This window comes from Pseudomonas sp. BF-R-19 (genome assembly GCF_019956445.1).
Lineage (GTDB): Bacteria > Pseudomonadota > Gammaproteobacteria > Pseudomonadales > Pseudomonadaceae > Aquipseudomonas > Aquipseudomonas fluorescens_BH.
On sequence record NZ_JAHBDN010000059.1, the window covers coordinates 59558 to 76706 of the forward strand.

The 17149-nt window shown below is 57.0% G+C and carries 14 protein-coding genes; all 14 read right to left on the reverse strand.

Annotation, left to right across the window (positions count from 1 at the left end; translation table 11 throughout):
- Positions 1–381: 381 nt before the first annotated feature.
- The 14 genes from KGB28_RS16430 to gyrA all read right to left on the reverse strand — a co-directional run bounded on the left by KGB28_RS16430 (position 382) and on the right by gyrA (position 16817).
- Positions 382–1431: an LPS O-antigen chain length determinant protein WzzB gene (locus KGB28_RS16430; RefSeq protein ID WP_150753938.1), complete on the reverse strand. Its 1050-nt coding sequence runs from the start codon at positions 1429–1431 to the stop codon at positions 382–384.
- Between the two features lie 172 nt (positions 1432–1603).
- Positions 1604–2494 carry a glucose-1-phosphate thymidylyltransferase RfbA gene (gene rfbA, locus KGB28_RS16435; RefSeq protein WP_150753939.1) on the reverse strand — a complete coding sequence of 297 codons (891 nt, stop codon included), beginning with the start codon at positions 2492–2494 and terminating at the stop codon, positions 1604–1606.
- Positions 2491–3384 (reverse strand): dTDP-4-dehydrorhamnose reductase, encoded by an 894-nt coding sequence (rfbD, locus tag KGB28_RS16440; RefSeq protein ID WP_150753940.1) that lies wholly within the window; start codon positions 3382–3384, stop codon positions 2491–2493. The genes rfbA and rfbD overlap by 4 nt, the downstream gene beginning before the upstream one ends.
- Entirely contained in the window at positions 3381–4457 is a 1077-nt protein-coding gene (gene rfbB / locus KGB28_RS16445) for a dTDP-glucose 4,6-dehydratase (RefSeq protein WP_150753941.1), read from the reverse strand. Before rfbB ends, rfbD begins: the two co-directional genes overlap by 4 nt.
- A gap of 225 nt (positions 4458–4682) precedes the next feature.
- Positions 4683–4919, reverse strand: a complete 237-nt coding sequence (locus tag KGB28_RS16450; protein ID WP_150753942.1) for a lipopolysaccharide assembly protein LapA domain-containing protein — start codon at positions 4917–4919, stop codon at positions 4683–4685.
- A gap of 16 nt (positions 4920–4935) precedes the next feature.
- Positions 4936–5241, reverse strand: a complete 306-nt coding sequence (ihfB, locus tag KGB28_RS16455; RefSeq protein ID WP_150753943.1) for an integration host factor subunit beta — start codon at positions 5239–5241, stop codon at positions 4936–4938.
- Positions 5242–5391: 150 nt separating this feature from the next.
- The gene (locus KGB28_RS16460; protein WP_150753944.1) at positions 5392–5679 is read right to left on the reverse strand and encodes a hypothetical protein; all 288 of its coding nucleotides are present in this window, start codon (positions 5677–5679) and stop codon (positions 5392–5394) included.
- Between the two features lie 212 nt (positions 5680–5891).
- On the reverse strand, positions 5892–7583 hold the full coding sequence (gene rpsA / locus KGB28_RS16465) for a 30S ribosomal protein S1 (protein ID WP_007973639.1): 1692 nt from the start codon (positions 7581–7583) through the stop codon (positions 5892–5894).
- Positions 7584–7703: 120 nt separating this feature from the next.
- A complete protein-coding gene (cmk, locus tag KGB28_RS16470) occupies positions 7704–8393 on the reverse strand; it encodes a (d)CMP kinase (protein WP_007985391.1) in 690 nt (229 codons plus the stop codon).
- Positions 8390–10597 (reverse strand): bifunctional prephenate dehydrogenase/3-phosphoshikimate 1-carboxyvinyltransferase, encoded by a 2208-nt coding sequence (locus tag KGB28_RS16475; RefSeq protein WP_263296786.1) that lies wholly within the window; start codon positions 10595–10597, stop codon positions 8390–8392. The genes cmk and KGB28_RS16475 overlap by 4 nt, the downstream gene beginning before the upstream one ends.
- Positions 10598–10625: 28 nt before the next feature.
- Positions 10626–11738, reverse strand: a complete 1113-nt coding sequence (gene hisC, locus KGB28_RS16480; RefSeq protein ID WP_150753946.1) for a histidinol-phosphate transaminase — start codon at positions 11736–11738, stop codon at positions 10626–10628.
- A gap of 13 nt (positions 11739–11751) precedes the next feature.
- Positions 11752–12846, reverse strand: coding sequence for a prephenate dehydratase (gene pheA / locus KGB28_RS16485; RefSeq protein WP_102700283.1), 1095 nt, complete (start codon positions 12844–12846; stop codon positions 11752–11754).
- Entirely contained in the window at positions 12846–13931 is a 1086-nt protein-coding gene (serC, locus tag KGB28_RS16490; protein WP_150753947.1) for a 3-phosphoserine/phosphohydroxythreonine transaminase, read from the reverse strand. The genes pheA and serC overlap by 1 nt, the downstream gene beginning before the upstream one ends.
- 231 nt (positions 13932–14162) lie before the next feature.
- A complete protein-coding gene (gyrA, locus tag KGB28_RS16495) occupies positions 14163–16817 on the reverse strand; it encodes a DNA gyrase subunit A (RefSeq protein WP_056727165.1) in 2655 nt (884 codons plus the stop codon).
- Positions 16818–17149 lie beyond the last annotated feature (332 nt).

Sequence of the window (17149 nt, forward strand, 5' to 3'; positions counted from 1 at the left end):
CGCCTTGTCCCCAAGCCCACCTGCCGCGGATTGAGAAGGGGCATCAACAAACCCTATCACATCGACGATTCGTTGTTAGCGGCACCATGCGTTCTGATTTGACGTCCAATGCTGACCTTTGCTGAAAATTTTTTAAATAGCGGCTCACGGTAACGCCCCTCTTCCGGTTTTCCAGTGCTTTGCTGATACCTGATCAGAGATTCAATATTCAGCTCCCACCCATCACCAATATAAAGGGACACTTACAGAGGCGCTCATAGCAATAAATACGACCCGCCGCAAACCTGGACCGACGATACTGCGCAGGCTTGCGTGATATTTGACTACCCGCCATTTCTACAGCTTCGTTATGTGGCGACAAACAACTGAATAGGTGAAGGCTCAAGCACGACTTTTCCCGGCAATGACAAAATGACGGACCAGCGCGATCATGAAACCAAGTACACAGCCCAGGAATAGCCCCAGCAATATGATGAGAACCTTTTTTGGTTTGATAGGGCGGTCGGGCTGCTCGATTGGACCATCCTGACGATAGACAGAGACAGTGCTCGGGCTAACCTGTAGATCCTTGTAAAAGCTTTGCTTGATTTGAAGCGCTCTTAGTTGCCCGATGAAAGGATCATCAGATTTTCGCGTTTCAAGGTTCTGAATTTCCGCCTTTAGAGCTTTACTACCGCGCATATATGTCAGCGGTCCATCCATACCAGCGGAGACCTCAGCGGAAAGATTATCCGAGATGATAGGTGGATTATCTAGACCAATGGCCACGGCAACCGCTAGCGCCTCGCGCAATCGTGTGATGGAATCCTGGCGAACTCGGCTTTCGGCCTCTTGCAGCGTAGTAATCTGCTGACCAAGATTGCGTGCCCGCACTTCAGCTTCACGGGTGATATTACTGATCATTTCTTTTTCCGCTGCGGCACCCGCCCGCGCTGCAAAATCCTTCACCCACACGACGGTATTTGCAGGATCCTCACCGTGAACTACAACGGAATAACGATCTGGCTGTTCCTTGCTTGGTATGCCTATAGTCAATAATTTTAAAAAGTCAGAGTACAGCAGATCTTGCGATCCACTTCGCTCGGACGGCGACAGTGAAGGTAGATATACTTGATTGTAGAAAGCACGTCGTAATGATTCACTCTGCAAATTACGGGTGAATACGTCGTATACATCTTTGATCGTAAATGGTGTCAGTTCTGTACCGACAGTTCGGCCATAGTTGAAATCGGCGATACCGTTCATGGTTGGTGGCTGCAGGTAAACACGCGCCTCATACACCGGCTTACTCAAAAATGCATAAGTCGCTGCTGCCAATGTTCCGACTAAAGCGACGCTGAATATCAAAAGCTTCTGATCCCATAACGCCACAAACAGTTCAAACAGGCCAAACTCATCGGTGCGCTGCGTGGATGCCGGGGTGTTCGCCATATAAAATTTACCTTATTCATTTTCATTGTAGATAGGACGCGAGCTTTATTTCTTTCGCATTCTATCGATACGAATCATCACAATAACCAGGCGATCCGCAGTACTACCAGCTATTAGCAGCGACTGAAACTCTCTGACGAGCGCGGGCCGAAGCGAACGATTCGCAACCATCTCACAGGGAAGGTAAGACCAACAGCCTTTGCAGGTACTGACCATAGCCAGTCTTCTTCAGCGCATCAGCTTGAGATCCCAACTGCTCAGCAGTTATCCAGCCACTGTTGTAAGCAATTTCTTCCAGACAAGCCACCTTCAACCCCTGACGCTGCTCGATGGTGTGCACAAAATGGCTGGCTTCAAGCAGTGAATCATGAGTACCGGTATCCAACCATGCAAACCCGCGACCGAGCATTTCAACGTTGAGAGTCTTTTTCTCGAGATAGACACGGTTGACATCGGTAATCTCTAATTCGCCACGTTCGGACGGCTTGATATTTTTTGCTATCTCGACAACCTGATTGTCGAAGAAATACAAACCAGTCACCGCGTAGCTGGATTTAGGCGTGAGCGGTTTTTCTTCAATACTCAAGGCACGGCCTGAGGAATCAAATTCCACCACGCCGAATCGCTCGGGATCGGAAACGTGATACCCGAAAACTGTCGCACCATGAGTTTGAGCACTGGCGGAACGGAGTTTGTCCGAGAAGTGCTGACCGTAAAAAATGTTATCCCCCAAGATGAGGCAGCATGGATCTTTGCCGATGAATTCTTCACCTATGATGAATGCTTGCGCAAGACCATCCGGGCTTGGTTGTTCCGCGTAAGTAAGCTTGATGCCATAAAGGCTGCCATCACCCAGCAACTTGCGGAAGCACGGTAGATCTTCCGGGGTGGAAATGATCAAAATTTCACGCATCCCGGCAAGCATGAGCACCGACAGCGGATAAAAAATCATTGGCTTGTCGTATATCGGCAGCATCTGCTTGGAAACACCGAGCGTCAACGGGTGGAGCCGAGTTCCCGAACCACCGGCTAGAATGATGCCTTTACGATTTGTTGTTGTCATTTGTTCAGAACTTCCATAAGCATTCGGGTTACGCCACTTTGCCAATCCGGCAAGTGCAGAGAAAAATTATCACGCAGTTTCCGAGTATTCAGCCTCGAATTCAAAGGACGGCGTGCAGGCGTTGGATACGCGGTGGTTTCTATGGGATCTACAGCTGTGACGGCGAGTTGCTCGGCATTGGCCTTGGCAAATTCGATCACATAGCGGGCATAACCGTGCCAGGAAACCTCACCGCTTGCTGCCAGGTGATATAGACCTGACAGCTCCGGACGCTGGACGGCTTGCTGGATGGCCAACGCCGTCACATCTGCAATCAGGTCGGCACCAGTGGGTGCTCCGATCTGGTCTGCAATGACGCTCAGTGTTTCTCGATCCTTGGCCAGTCGCAGCATGGTCTTGGCGAAGTTGTTACCGCGAGCTCCGTAGACCCAGCTGGTACGGAAAATCAGGTGCTTACATCCGGATGCAGTTATAGCCTGCTCTCCTGCGAGCTTGGTAACACCGTAATGATTTACGGGGGCGACAGCATCTGTCTCCTGCCAAGGGGTGGAGCCCTGGCCGTTGAAAACATAATCGGTGGAATAGTGAATCAGCCATACATTCGAGGATGCGGCCTCTTCAGCCATGACTTGGGTTGCCAGACTGTTCACTCTGTCTGCCAATTCAGTTTCGGACTCGGCCTTGTCCACGGCAGTGTAGGCCGCCGCATTGACGATGACATCAGGTTTGACCTTGCGGATTGTGGCGCGCAAGGCATCGAGATTGGAAATATCTCCCGTCAAACCATCATTCGCACAGCGGTCCAATGCGATCAGCTCACCCAAAGGTGCAAGGGAGCGTTGCAGCTCCCAGCCCACTTGACCATTTTTTCCCAACAGAAGGATTTTCATGCTTTGCTCGAGCGATCCGTGTAGTTCAAGTCGAGCCACTGCTGATAGCTGCCGCTCTTGACGTGCTCTACCCACTCGGTATTGTCCAGATACCATTCAACCGTCTTGCGGATGCCGGTTTCGAAGGTTTCTTCCGGAGTCCAGCCCAGCTCGCGCTGGATTTTGCTGGCATCGATCGCGTATCGCTGGTCGTGCCCGGGACGATCCTGAACGTAGGTGATCAGACTGACATGCGGCCGGTGCGCGGAATCTGGACGAAGTTCGTCAAGCAAGGCACACAGGGTATAAACCACTTCAATGTTCTGCTTTTCGTTATGACCACCGATGTTGTATGTCTCGCCAACAACGCCCTCAGTGACAACTTTATATAGCGCTCGGGCGTGATCTTCGACGTAAAGCCAGTCACGGACCTGGTTGCCTTTACCGTAAACTGGAAGCGGCTTGCCTTCCAGTGCATTGAGGATGATCAGCGGAATCAACTTCTCGGGAAAGTGGCATGGGCCATAGTTGTTCGAGCAATTGGTTACCAGGGTTGGCAAACCATAGGTGCGCGCCCAGGCACGAACCAGGTGATCAGAACTGGCCTTGCTGGCGGAGTACGGTGAACTTGGCTGATAGGGCGTGGTTTCGGTAAAGAGGTCTTCGGGCCCTTCGAGGTCTCCGTAGACTTCATCTGTCGAAATATGATGGAAACGAAATCTGGCTTTGCGCGCACCGTCGAGTGCTGCCCAATAGTGACGTGCTGCTTCCAGTAGGGTGTACGTGCCAATGATATTGGTCTGGATAAACTCCGATGGACCGGAGATAGAACGATCGACATGAGATTCTGCGGCCAAGTGCATGATGGCGTCCGGCTGGTGCTCGCGCAAAACTCGGTCGACTTGGTCACGATCACAAATATCAATATGTTCGAACAGGTATCGCGAGTCCTGGCTGACTCCTGCCAAGGACTCAAGGTTACCCGCATAAGTGAGCTTATCGACATTAACGACAGAATCGGAAGTGCTGGAGATGATATGGCGGATGACCGCCGAACCGATAAAACCGGCGCCGCCGGTAACTAGAATTTTCACGCGAAACCATACCCTTGAGTTACTGACAGGGCCGCCAAACCGAGCACTGTCTAATCCATGAATGCAAAAACCGGCACCCGAGGCTGCCTGCAGAGTCAGTCCGGCCGACCTCGGAACCAGCCGTTTTCGGACAAGCAAAGCATTTTACAGCTTAATGACGTTTTTACTAATGGATGCAGACAAGCAGTGGCTAACGCCAAACGCGTTACCCAGCATGCGCCGCAATCAGCCTGGGTATTTGGACCTTGAAGATGTGCGACCCAGGAACCAATGCAACATAGGCCCGATCACCATACCCACCATAAGCGCCGACAGTACCGCCAATGAAACGGGTAGCTGCGGCCCCGACCAGCCAAGGAATAACAATGAAACAGACTGCTGGTTCTCGAGCACGAACGCGAGAATCGCCAATACCAGTAACAGTACGAACACCACGAGCATGACGCGCTTTAGGTTACGCATTGCCAACTCCTTAAAATCAAAGACCGCAATGCCCATCCTCTTCTTCTTCATTCACCCGGTCACGCAGCTCTTTACCTGGCTTGAAGTGAGGAACGAACTTGCCGTCGAGACTGACAGACTGGCCGGTTTTCGGATTACGGCCGACCCGTGGTGCGCGGTAGTGCAGAGAGAAGCTGCCAAACCCCCGGATCTCGATACGATCCCCGGTAGCCAGACATTGGGACATTTGCTCAAGCATGGTCTTGATGGCCAACTCCACATCCTTGGATGAGAGCAGCCCTTGATGGGTGACAATTCGTTCGATCAACTCCGACTTCGTCATATTTTTCCCTTCTTTTTCAAGCAGCTAGGTCAGCGCTTCAAAGGTTTTAGCACGCCCGCAAGATTTTGAACAGCCCGAGTTTTTCCATCTATCCCACCACCCCAAAATGCTTGATTCCTGGAAGGGGAAGACTTCTGGGCGATCACAAAGTCATCGGCAAATCACCAACATACTGCGCGTCAGGAAACCTGCCGGGTTGAATCCAAAGGGGAGTCCCTCCTCCTCTTCCTTGATATCATCAGACCTTGCTACAACCTTGTAGCCTGCCCCCCTGCACTCCTTGGCCGCGCGCTTGTAACACCGCTCCCATCTCGAACCGAGCCCCGAACAATCCACCTCAATACCACTAACCCCACGCACCGCGTGAGTTTTGGCATTGGTGGTACAACCCGCCAGCACCAGTACCAGCACCGCCACTGCGACAATGAGCTTGTTCATTCACATCCTTTTGCCAGAAAGCCTACCGGGCGATCATCAGTCTCAGGCTAAAGACTAGCTGCAAATAAGCGTTTGATCCGACTAAACAATCAGACCTTCTTTCGACGTTTTTGGTTCACGACTCAAGCAGTTACAGCCTCGCTTGATTCACCAAACTCCAGGCACAAAAAAGGGCGACCGAAGTCGCCCTTTTTTTTACAGAAAATCAGAACTTAGTTCTGCTTTTCCATTTGTGCACGCAGCAGGTCACCCAGAGTGGTGGCCACAGGAGCATCAGTAGCTACTGGCTTGTCGCGCAGGCTCTGGATTGCTTCTTTCTCGTCTTCAACGTCTTTCGACTTGATCGAGAGCTGAATTACACGGCTCTTGCGGTCAACGCTGATGATCTTGGCTTCTACTTCTTCGCCTTCTTTCAGAACGTTGCGCGCGTCTTCAACGCGGTCACGGCTGATTTCAGAGGCTTTCAGAGTCGCTTCGATATCGTCGGCCAGAGTGATGATGGCGCCTTTAGCGTCAACTTCCTTCACGATGCCTTTAACGATGGCGCCTTTGTCGTTCTCTTGAACGTACTCGGAGAACGGATCGCTTTCCAGCTGCTTGATACCCAGGGAGATGCGCTCGCGCTCTGGGTCAACCGACAGGATAACGGTGTCCAGCTCGTCGCCCTTCTTGAAGCGGCGAACGGCTTCTTCGCCCACTTCGTTCCAGGAGATGTCGGACAGGTGAACCAGACCGTCGATGCCACCGTCCAGACCAATGAAGATACCGAAATCGGTGATCGACTTGATGGTGCCGGAGATTTTATCGCCCTTGTTGAACTGGCCAGAGAAATCTTCCCATGGGTTAGATTTGCACTGCTTGATGCCCAGGGAGATACGGCGACGCTCTTCGTCGATGTCCAGAACCATAACTTCCACTTCGTCGCCGACTTGTACGACTTTCGAAGGGTGGATGTTCTTGTTGGTCCAGTCCATTTCGGAAACGTGTACCAGACCTTCAACGCCTTCTTCCAGCTCAGCGAAGCAGCCGTAGTCGGTCAGGTTGGTTACACGCGCGGTAACGCGAGTGCTTTCTGGGTAACGGGCTTTGATAGCAACCCATGGATCTTCGCCCAGCTGCTTCAGGCCCAGGGAAACACGATTGCGCTCGCGATCGTACTTCAGAACCTTGACATCGATCTCGTCGCCAACGTTGACGATTTCGGAAGGATGCTTGATACGCTTCCAAGCCATGTCGGTAATGTGCAGCAGGCCATCGACGCCACCCAGATCGACGAATGCGCCGTAATCGGTGAGGTTCTTGACGATACCTTTGACTTGTTGGCCTTCCTGCAGGGATTCCAGCAGAGCTTCGCGCTCAGCGGAGTTCTCGGCTTCCAGGACGCTGCGACGGGAAACGACAACGTTGTTGCGCTTCTGGTCCAGCTTGATGACCTTGAATTCCAGCTCTTTGCCTTCCAGGTGCGTGGTGTCGCGCACTGGACGGACGTCAACCAGAGAACCTGGCAGGAACGCACGGATGCCGTTAACGTCGACAGTGAAGCCGCCTTTAACCTTACCGTTGATAACGCCCTTGACCACTTCTTCGGCTGCGAAGGCTGCTTCCAGAACAATCCAGCATTCAGCGCGCTTGGCTTTTTCACGGGACAGCTTGGTTTCACCAAAGCCGTCTTCAACCGAGTCCAGAGCAACGTGAACTTCGTCACCGACGTTGATGTTCAGTTCGCCAGCGTCGTTGTAGAACTGCTCAAGCGGGATGAGTGCTTCAGACTTCAGGCCAGCGTGAACGGTTACCCAGCGAGCCTGGTAATCGATATCAACGATAACACCGGTGATGATGGAGCCTGCCTGAAGGTTCAGGGTTTTTAGGCTTTCTTCAAAGAGTTCCGCAAAGCTTTCGCTCATTTTAATTCCTGTCGATGAGGGCGAAGAATACGCCCATCTCCACACCCCAGACGGTGTGGGTTAGTTTCATTTAAAAGAAGCCACCGCAGGACTATGACTGGTCCCCTGCGGCCTTCTTGGTCACCCGGCGATATCGCGAATGGCGATCTCGCTCATGATGCGTTCCAGCACCTGGTCGATGGATAATTCCGTGGAATCCAGCTGTATGGCGTCAGCCGCCGGTTTGAGCGGGGCTACCGCTCGCTGGGTGTCACGCTCATCGCGCGCACGTATCTCATCTAGCAGACTCGACAGACTAACACCCTCGACCTTGCCCTTCAACTGCAAATATCGACGACGAGCCCGTTCCTCGGCGCTGGCGGTCAGAAAAATCTTCAGCGGCGCGTCCGGAAAAACCACCGTGCCCATATCGCGACCATCCGCCACAAGGCCCGGCGCTTCCTGAAAGGCTCGCTGGCGCTGCAGCAGCGCCTCGCGTACAGCGGGCAGTGCAGCCACCTGGGAAGCGCCGGAACCGACGCTTTCGGTGCGAATGACATCGCTGACCTCATCACCTTCCAGAATGATGCGTTGCAACTGACCGTCCGTCGCCGCGATGAACTGCACATCCAGATGAGCGGCGAGTTTCTTCAGCAGCTCTTCATTGGTCAGGTCGACACCGTGGTTATGCGCGGCGAAGGCCAGCAATCGGTACAACGCACCGGAATCCAGCAGGTTCCAGCCCAGGCGCTTGGCCAGGATCCCGGCTACCGTGCCCTTGCCCGAGCCGCTTGGCCCATCGATGGTGATGACCGGTGCAATGTTGATCACGACTGTGCCTCTTGTGCCACGCGAATACCGACCTGTGCGCACAGCGCCAGGAAATTCGGGAACGACGTCGCGACGTTGGCGCAATCATGAATGCGGATCGGCGCACTGGCGCGCAGCGAAGCAACGCTGAACGCCATGGCGATACGGTGATCACCATGGCCGTGTACTTCACCGCCGCCGATCTGGCCGCCGTCGATGATGATGCCATCCGGGGTTGGCTCGCACTTGACGCCCAGCGCCAGCAAACCATCGGCCATGACCTGGATGCGATCCGACTCCTTGACCCGCAGCTCTTCGGCGCCCCGCAACACGGTGCGCCCTTCGGCACAGGCGGCGGCGACGAACAATACCGGAAACTCGTCGATCGCCAGTGGAACCAGCGCCTCGGGAATCTCGATACCCTTGAGTTTAGCTGCACGTACGCGCAAGTCAGCTACAGGCTCACCACCCACTTCACGCTGGTTTTCCAGGGTGATGTCGGCGCCCATCAGGCGCAGGATATCGATCACACCGGTACGGGTCGGGTTGATGCCGACGTGCTCCAGCACCAGCTCCGAACCTTCGGCGATCGACGCCGCCACCAGGAAGAACGCCGAGGACGAAATATCACCCGGGACTTCAATGTGGGTCGCGGTCAGCTTGTTGCCGGACTCGACCGATGCGGTCGCACCATTGACCGTTACCGGGTAGCCGAAACCACGCAGCATGCGCTCGGTATGGTCGCGGGTCGGAGCAGGCTCGGTAACCGTGGTCTTGCCTTCGGCATACAGACCAGCCAACAGCAGGCAGGACTTAACCTGGGCACTGGCCATCGGCATGGTGTAGGTCAGACCCTTGAGCTTGTTGCCACCGCGAATGATCATCGGCGGACGACCTTCGGCGGCGGTTTCGATCACCGCACCCATTTCGCGCAGCGGATTGGCCACGCGATTCATCGGGCGCTTGGACAGCGAAGCGTCGCCAGTCAAGGTGCTGTCGAAGTTCTGCGCAGCCAGCAGGCCGGACAGCAGGCGCATCGAAGTACCGGAGTTGCCCAGGTAGATCGGGCCCGGTGCCGGCTTCAGGCCATGCAGGCCGACGCCGTGAATGGTCACGCGACCGTGGTGCGGACCTTCGATGACCACGCCCATGTCACGGAATGCCTGCAAGGTCGCCAGGGCATCTTCGCCCTCGAGGAAGCCTTCGACTTCAGTGACGCCTTCGGCCAGGGAGCCGAGCATGATCGAACGGTGGGAAATCGATTTGTCACCCGGTACGCGAATCCGACCGGACAGGCGGCCACCAGGTTGAGCCAGGAAAATCAGATCGTTGGAATTCATAGCGTCCACATAGGCCCTGCGGGCCAGGATTTTACTGAAATGCTCGCGGGCAACCCGGGCGCGAGTGAAAACGCCCAACAATTGGTGCCCATCCCCTGCATCGACCGCGTCGCGCAAGGCGTCGAGATCGCTGCGAAATGTATCGAGTGTGCGCAGGACAGCTTCGCGGTTGGCGAGGAAGATGTCATGCCACATGACCGGGTCGCTTCCGGCGATTCTTGTGAAATCGCGGAAACCGCCCGCAGCGTAACGGAAGATCTCAAGATTTTCATTGCGCTTGGCCAGTGAGTCGACCAAACCGAACGCCAGCAAGTGCGGCAGATGGCTGGTCGCGGCCAGTACTTCGTCGTGACGCTCGACCTGCATGTGCTCGACATCGGCACCCAGTTCGCGCCACAAACGGTCGACTACCGCCAGGGCTGCAGGATCGGTTTGCTCCAGCGGCGTCAGGATCACTTTGTGGCGACGGAACAGCTCGGCGTTGGAAGCTTCCACCCCACTCTGCTCCGAACCGGCAATCGGATGCCCCGGCACGAAGGATGACGGCATCTTGCCAAATGCTTCGGTGGCCGCACGCACCACATTGCCCTTGGCACTGCCGACATCGGTCAGGATTGCCTGCCCCAGATCCATGCCCGCCAGACGCGCGAGCACTTTCTCCATGGCCAGGATCGGCACCGCCAGTTGGATGACGTCGGCGCCCTGACAAGCAACGCCCAGGTCTTCCTCGCAGCGATCCACCACACCCAACTCGACCGCGAGTTTGCGCGATTGTGGATCGAGATCAACCCCGACCACTTCGCGGCACAGACCGCTTTCACGCAAACCCTTGGCAAACGAACCGCCGATCAACCCGAGACCGACCACCACCAGGCGACCGATCATAGGTTCAGCAGATTGCAGCGCAGTGACATCAACCACGAGCCAGAACCTTGGTCAGCGCCTCAAGGAAGCGGCTGTTCTCTGCCGGCAGGCCAATGGTGATGCGCAGGTGGTTCGGCATGCCATAGTTGGCCACCGGACGCACGATCACGCCTTCACGCAGCAAGCCCTGGAACACCGGGGCCGCGACCTGACCGAGATCGACGCAGATGAAATTGCCTTTGGACGCAATCCAGCTCAGCCCCAGCTCACGAAAACCGGCTACCAGTTGCTGCATGCCGGACTCGTTCAACTGACGGCTTTGCGCCAGATACTCTTCGTCCTTCAACGCCGCACAGGCCGCGGCCAAGGCCAGGCTATTCACGTTGAACGGCTGGCGTACACGGTTCAGCACGTCTGCGACCACCGCCGTGGACAAACCATAACCCACGCGCAGCGCTGCCAGGCCATAGGCCTTGGAGAAGGTACGGGAAACCAGCAGGTTCGGATAAGCCGCCAGGAAGCCCAGACCATCCGGCAGATCGCTGCCTTCGGCGTACTCGATGTAGGCCTCGTCCAGCACGACCAGCACATGCTCCGGAACATCCTGCAGGAATTCATCCAGCGCCTCGGCGTCGAACCAGGTCCCGGTCGGGTTGTTCGGGTTGGCGATGAACACCACGCGGGTGTTGGCATCGATCGCCGCCAGCATGGCAGGCAGGTCATGCCCCCAATCCTTGGCTGGAACCACCTTGGCCTGCGCGCCGACCGCCTGGGTGGCAATCGGGTAGACCGCGAACGCATGCTCGCTGAACACCGCATTCAGGCCCGGCGCCAGATAAGCACGCGCAACCAGCTCCAGGATGTCGTTGGAACCGTTGCCCAGCGTGACCTGGTCGAGTTCGACGCGGCACTGCTCGGCCAGCAGGCTCTTGAGCGCAAAACCGTTGCCGTCCGGATAACGGGGCAGCTCGGGCAGCGCATCGCGGATCGCCGCCAGCGCCTTGGGACCGGCGCCCAGCGGGTTTTCGTTGCTCGCCAGTTTGACGATGCTGGCTGGATCGAGATCCAGCTCACGCGCCAGTTCGTCCACGGGTTTGCCCGGAACGTAAGGCGAAAGTTGTTGCACGCCCGGCTGTGCCAGAGCGAGGAAATTGCCACTCATTTGCTACCGCCCCTTAGAGAACTGCTTTCGGGTAGGAACCCAGCACCTTGAGTGCCACTGCTTCCTGACTGATCTTTTCCAGCACACCTTTGACCAGCGGGTCACGATGATGGCCGACGAAGTCGATGAAGAACACGTAGGTCCATTTACCGCTGCGCGACGGACGAGTCTCGATTCGCGTCAGGTCGATGCCATTGTCGTGGAACGGCACCAGCAACTCGTGAAGCGCACCCGGCTTGTTGCTCATCGAAACGATGATCGATGTCTTGTCGTCGCCGGTCGGCGGCACTTCCTGGTTGCCGATCATGAGGAAGCGCGTGGAGTTATCCGGACGGTCCTCGATTTTTTCGGCCAGACGGGTCAAGCCGTACAGGCCGGCCGCCATGTCGCCGGCAATCGCCGCGGAGTTCCACTCACCCTTGACCCGCTTGGCCGCTTCGGCGTTGCTCGACACTGCCACGCGCTCGACATTCGGGTAATGGGCGTCCAGCCACTTGCGGCACTGGGCCAAGGACTGGGCGTGGGAGTAGATGCGGCTGATGCTGTCGGTCTTGGTGTTTTCACCGACCAACAGGTGATGGTGGATACGCAGCTCGACTTCGCCGCAGATCACCATGTCATGTTCGAGGAAGCTGTCGAGGGTATGGTTGACTGCGCCCTCGGTGGAGTTCTCCACCGGCACCACGCCAAAATTCACCGCACCGGCCGCCACTTCACGGAACACTTCGTCGATCGCCGCCATCGGCTTGCTGATCACCGCGTGGCCGAAGTGCTTCATGGCCGCCGCCTGGGTGAACGTACCTTCAGGGCCGAGGTAAGCCACTTTCAGCGGCTGCTCGAGCGCCAGGCACGAAGACATGATTTCGCGGAACAACCGCGCCATTTCTTCGTTGCCCAGCGGCCCCTGGTTACGCTGCATGACACGCTTGAGCACCTGAGCTTCACGCTCAGGACGATAGAACACCGGCACTTCGCCTTCGGCCAGCGAGGCCATCTTTACTCGCGCGACTTCCTGGGCGCAGCGCGCACGCTCACTGATCAGCTCCAGGACCTTTTCGTCCAGGGCATCAATGCGCAGGCGCAGTGCCTTGAGTTCTTGCTCAGACATTAGCCGTGTTCCTTCTCGAACTCTGCCATGTACGAAACCAGCGCATTGACCGCGTTGATGTCGACGGCGTTATAGATGGAGGCGCGCATGCCGCCCACGGAACGGTGCCCCTTGAGGTTCAACAGGCCACGCTCGTCGGCACCAGCCAGGAACGGCTTGTCCAGACGATCATCAGCCAGGCGGAACGGCACGTTCATCCACGAGCGGTCCGACTTGTTGATCGGGTTGCTGTACAGGCCACTGGCATCGATGAAGCCGTACAGCGTGCGCTGCTTGACTTCGTTGAGCTTGCCGATGGCCTCGACGCCGCCCTGCTCCTTGAGCCACTCGAACACCAGGCCGGACAGGTACCAGGCCAGGGTCGGCGGGGTGTTGTACATCGAACCGTTATCGGCCGCGACCTTGTAGTTGAGCATGGTCGGGCAAATGGAGCGCGCATGACCCAGCAGGTCTTCGCGAACGATGTTGACGACGATACCGCTCGGACCGATGTTTTTCTGGGCGCCGGCGTAGATCATGCCGAAGCGCGAAACATCCACCGGGCGCGACAGGATGTCCGAGGACATGTCGGCGACCAGCGGGATATCACCGGTCTCGGGAATCCATTGGAATTCCAGGCCGCCGATGGTTTCGTTCGGCGCGTAGTGAACGTAGGCCGCGTCTTTCGACAGCTTCCATTCGTTCTGGCCGGGAATAGCGAAGTAGTCGTAAGGCTTGGCGGTGCCGGCAACATTGACGTGGCCGAAGCGCGAAGCTTCTTCGATGGCTTTCTGCGACCAGATACCGGTGTCGATATAGTCGGCAGAGCCGTTTTCCGGCAACAGGTTCAGAGGAATCTGAGCGAATTGCTGGCTGGCGCCACCTTGCAGAAACAGCACTTTATAGTTCGAAGGGATATTCAGCAGATCACGCAGATCCTGCTCGGCCTTGGTGGCGATGGACACGAACTCATCGCTGCGATGGCTCATTTCCATGACCGACAGACCCTTGCCGTGCCAGTCGAGGAGTTCACCCTGGGCGCGCTGCAGGACAGCTTCGGGAAGCGCCGCAGGACCGGCACAGAAGTTATATGCTCTCTTGCTCACATCCAATCTCGCTCTGATTTGGTGGTATCACGCAATAAATCATCAGCCGACACCAATACCATGTGGGAGCGGGCTTGCTCGCGAAAGCGGTTGGACTGGCGACATCTTCATTGGATGTCAGTCCGTCTTCGCGAGCAAGCCCGCTCCCACACTGGTTCTTCATGGGCGTCGATATTTCGTTACGGACAAACAACAAGGGGGCGAATTTTCATCCGCCCCCTGCTTACCCGCTTATTCCTGTGGTTCTTCGTCAGCGGCGGCGTCGAGTTGCTGGTCTTCGGCAACGTCGTCGATCACGACTTCACCAACAAACCCTTCACCCTCTTCACCTTCCAGCTCTTCACCCTCGACTTCCGACGGCTCCTGAACCCGCTCCAGCCCGACCAGTGTTTCGTCGTTGGCCAGCTTGATCAGAGTCACGCCCTGGGTGTTACGACCCAGGCTGGACACTTCGTCGACGCGGGTGCGCACCAGGGTACCCTGGTCGGAAATCAGCATGATTTCCTCGCCGTCGAGCACCTGGACCGCACCGACCAGACGGCCGTTACGCTCGTTGCTGACCATGGCGATAACGCCCTGGCCGCCACGCTTGTACTCAGGGAACTCAGTGATCGCCGTGCGCTTGCCGTAGCCACGCGCCGAAGCGGTGAGGATCTGGCTGCCTTCTTCCGGGATCAGCATGGAAATCAGCTTCTGGCCCTCCGGCAGACGCATGCCGCGCACACCGCGGGCGGTACGGCCCATGGCGCGAACGTCGGATTCCTTGAAGCGGGTGACCTTGCCGCCATCGGAGAACAGCATCACTTCGCGCTCGCCATCGGTGATGGCCGCGGAAATCAGCACGTCGCCTTCGTCCAGCTCCAGCGCGATCAGGCCGACGCTGCGTTGACGGCTGAAGGATTCCAGCGGGGTCTTCTTCACGGTGCCGTTGGCGGTGGCCATGAAGATGTAGTGACCTTCGGTGTATTCCTCGACCGGCAGCATGGTGGTGATGTACTCACCGTCATCCAGCGGCAACAGGTTGACCAGCGGACGACCACGGGCAGCGCGGGACGCTTCAGGGATTTCGTAGGTTTTCAGCCAGTACACCTTGCCCTTGCTGGAGAACAGCAGCAGCGTGGTGTGGCTGTTGGCAACCAGCAGGTGAGCGATGTAGTCCTCATCCTTGACGCCGGTCGCCGACTTGCCTTTACCGCCACGACGCTGGGCCTGGTACGCAGCCAGCGGCTGGGTCTTGGCGTAGCCACCGTGGGAAATGGTCACGACGCGCTCTTCTTCCGGGATCATGTCACCCAGGGTCAGGTCGAGACGGGCATCGAGGATTTCGGTACGACGCACATCGCCGTATTCGGCGCGAATCACTTCCAGCTCTTCGCGGATCACTTCCATCAGGCGCGTGGCGCTGTTGAGGATGCGGATCAGCTCGCCGATCTGGTTGAGGATCTCTTGATACTCGGCCAGCAGTTTTTCGTGTTCCAGACCGGTCAGGCGGTGCAGACGCAGTTCCAGAATGGCTTGTGCCTGCTCTGGCGACAGGAAGTACTTGCCGTCGCGCAGACCGTATTGCGGATCGAGGTTTTCCGGACGGCACGAATCGGCGCCGGCACGTTCGACCATCGCCACCACGGCCGAGGATTCCCAAGGGGTACTGATCAACGCTTCCTTGGCTTCCGACGGCGTTGGCGACGCCTTGATCAGGGCGATGACCGGGTCGATGTTCGACAGGGCAACCGCTTGACCTTCAAGGATGTGACCACGTTCGCGCGCCTTGCGCAGTTCGAACACGGTACGACGGGTCACCACTTCGCGACGGTGACGCACGAAGGCTTCCAGCAGGTCCTTGAGGTTAAGGATCCGCGGACGGCCGTCGATCAGCGCGACGATGTTGATACCGAACACCGCTTGCAGCTGGGTCTGGGCGTAGAGGTTGTTGAGGATGACCTCAGGCACTTCGCCGCGACGCAGCTCGATCACGACGCGCATACCGTCCTTGTCGGACTCGTCGCGCAGTTCGGTGATACCTTCGAGCTTCTTCTCTTTGACCAGCTCGGCGATCTTCTCGATCAGACGTGCCTTGTTCAGCTGGTAAGGGAGTTCGGTGATGACGATCTGCTGACGACCACCGACCTTGTCGATGTCTTCGATCATCGAGCGGGCGCGCATGTAAATGCGCCCGCGACCGGTACGGTAGGCTTCGATGATGCCGGCGCGACCGTTGATGATCGCGGCGGTCGGGAAGTCCGGACCGGGGATGTATTGCATCAGCTCGTCGACGGTCAGCTCGGGGTTGTCGATGAGCGCCAGGCAACCGTCGATGACTTCACCGAGGTTGTGCGGCGGAATGTTGGTCGCCATGCCCACGGCGATACCGCTGGAGCCGTTGACCAGCAGGTTGGGAATACGGGTCGGCATGACCGCCGGGATCATTTCGGTGCCGTCGTAGTTCGGCACCCAGTCCACGGTTTCTTTATGCAGGTCAGCCAGCAGCTCGTGCGCCAGCTTGGTCATGCGCACTTCGGTGTATCGCATGGCCGCGGCGTTGTCGCCGTCCACCGAACCGAAGTTGCCCTGGCCGTCTACCAGCAGGTAGCGCAGGGAGAATGGCTGTGCCATCCGAACGATGGTGTCGTACACCGCGGTATCACCGTGCGGGTGATACTTACCGATCACGTCACCGACAACACGGGCAGATTTCTTGTACGGCTTGTTGAAGTCGTTGCCCAGCTCGCTCATCGCGAACAGCACGCGCCGGTGCACGGGCTTCAAGCCATCGCGCGCATCCGGCAGTGCCCGCCCGACAATTACGCTCATCGCGTAGTCGAGGTAGGACTGCTTCAGCTCGTCTTCGATATTGACCGGGAGGATTTCTTTGGCCAGTTCGCCCATGAGAAGCCTGATTCCTTTTTCTGGTGAAACTTCGTCAGGACCAACGAAGCTCGCCGCTGCAGGCTCAGTGCCATGCATTGGCTTACAACAAATCAACGAGTTATGCCATGGATCTGCGCAGTACGGGTCGCCACTTTGGGCAACCCTGGAAACCGCCGGATGTTATCACAAGAGCCGCCACGCACCTATCCCCCAGATGCGCATGGAGAGTAGTTAGTTGACCGGTGACAGGCTTGAAGGGGACGAGAGAGGCTTAGAGCTGTGTTGAATGGAGAATTTGTGGCTGATTCTGGTTGATTTGTTGGCTTTGAGGGCCTCTTCGCGGGCAAGCC